Origin of the sequence: Streptococcus sp. HSISS2 (assembly GCF_000448665.1) — a bacterium.
Lineage (GTDB): Bacteria > Bacillota > Bacilli > Lactobacillales > Streptococcaceae > Streptococcus > Streptococcus raffinosi.
This window is the reverse complement of the sequence record NZ_CM002133.1, coordinates 1,567,100-1,568,431: the sequence shown is the minus strand read 5'-3', so window position 1 is coordinate 1,568,431 and position 1,332 is coordinate 1,567,100. Positions and strand designations below refer to the sequence as shown.

At 39.3% G+C, this 1,332-nt stretch carries 2 protein-coding genes; one reads left to right on the top strand and one right to left on the bottom strand.

Annotated features, from left to right (window positions below):
* On the bottom strand, positions 1-496 hold a 496-nt coding region (locus HSISS2_RS07015), incomplete at its 3' end, for a transposase (RefSeq protein ID WP_134981505.1).
* A gap of 328 nt (positions 497-824) precedes the next feature.
* Between HSISS2_RS07015 and HSISS2_RS07010 the strand changes: the two genes are divergently transcribed.
* Positions 825-1,332 (top strand): VOC family protein (locus HSISS2_RS07010; protein ID WP_042767069.1); only part of this gene is annotated, 508 nt, incomplete at its 3' end.

The window sequence follows — 1,332 nt, the reverse complement described above, 5'->3', positions numbered from 1 at the left end:
CTGCAGGAGTAGATAGTAGAATCTCGATTTCTGGGAAGGCGACTTGAAGAACTTTGTGCAGCCTATTCTTCGTCCTTACGATATCCTCTGTTAGATTTTGGTAGAACCGGCTAAGATCATGTAAGTTTTGATAGACTTTTTCTTGAACATAAGTTGGCTTACGGTTTAAAACGAATTGTGACGAAGCTAGTTTCTCTGCGTCAATTTTATTGGTTTTCCGGACTCGTAAGCTATCAAGTTGCTTTTTAGCTTCCAAAGGATTAAGACGTGTATAGTCATAGCTGTTTTCTTCTAGAAAAGCCTGAAGTCGGCGAGAGTAGACACCAGTAGCTTCGAAAATAATTTCGGGGTTACTCACGGTCTTTAGGTCCTTCAGTAGACGAGAAAATCCGATAATGTCATTAGACATAGTATAACCGTGAACCCTTTCACCATTCACAAGAATAGCAACTTCTGAGCTTGCTTTACTCACATCAATTCCAAAAACTGTCCGCATTATGTTTACCTCTTTGTCTTGAACGATTCCTTATTTTAGTGATTTCATTTTCAATACTCGACGTCTAGCGTCCAACATACTTTGATAAAATTCCATCTAAAACAGGTGTCTTGCCAGTTTTTTATACGGCGTCTAGCGCCAAAAGAAGCCACGACTTAACAAGACACCTCTACTTTAACACAAAGAAAAAGTAGTGAGTACTCACTTCCGTCGGAGATTTCTTCACTACTAATCTTAGTATGTTTTTTATGGCCGGGATGTCATAATTGACATTACAATAATAATGAATATAATGTAATATATATAGTTACAACAAAAGGGAAAGAACATGGTTTACGCATATAATAGTAAGATTTATTTAGCAGAGGCAGTTTTAAATGTGAAGGACTTGGCTGGTCAAGTGGCCTTTTATACACAGATTATTGGACTTGAAATTCAAACCCAAACGGAAAGGGAAGTTATTTTAGGAGTTGGAAACAAACCTTTGGTTCATCTGATTCAGACCAATCGTGAGGAAGCGGTCAAGTCAAGTTATGGTCTTTACCATATGGCAATCTTGTTGCCGTCTCGAGAGGATTTGGCAGATGTTTTCAAACATATTGCTAAGCTGGACTATCCTTTTGTCGGGGCTGCTGACCATGGTTATAGTGAAGCCATTTATTTGGAAGACCTTGAGGGTAATGGTATTGAGCTTTATAGAGACAAGCCGGTTGCTGAATGGGATATTCGTGAGGATGGTCGCATCGTTGGTGTAACTGAAGAACTATCAGCTCAAGAAATTTACGAGATGGGACGCAAGGTTGAGCCTTTTGTGCTAGCTAAGGATACTCGCATGG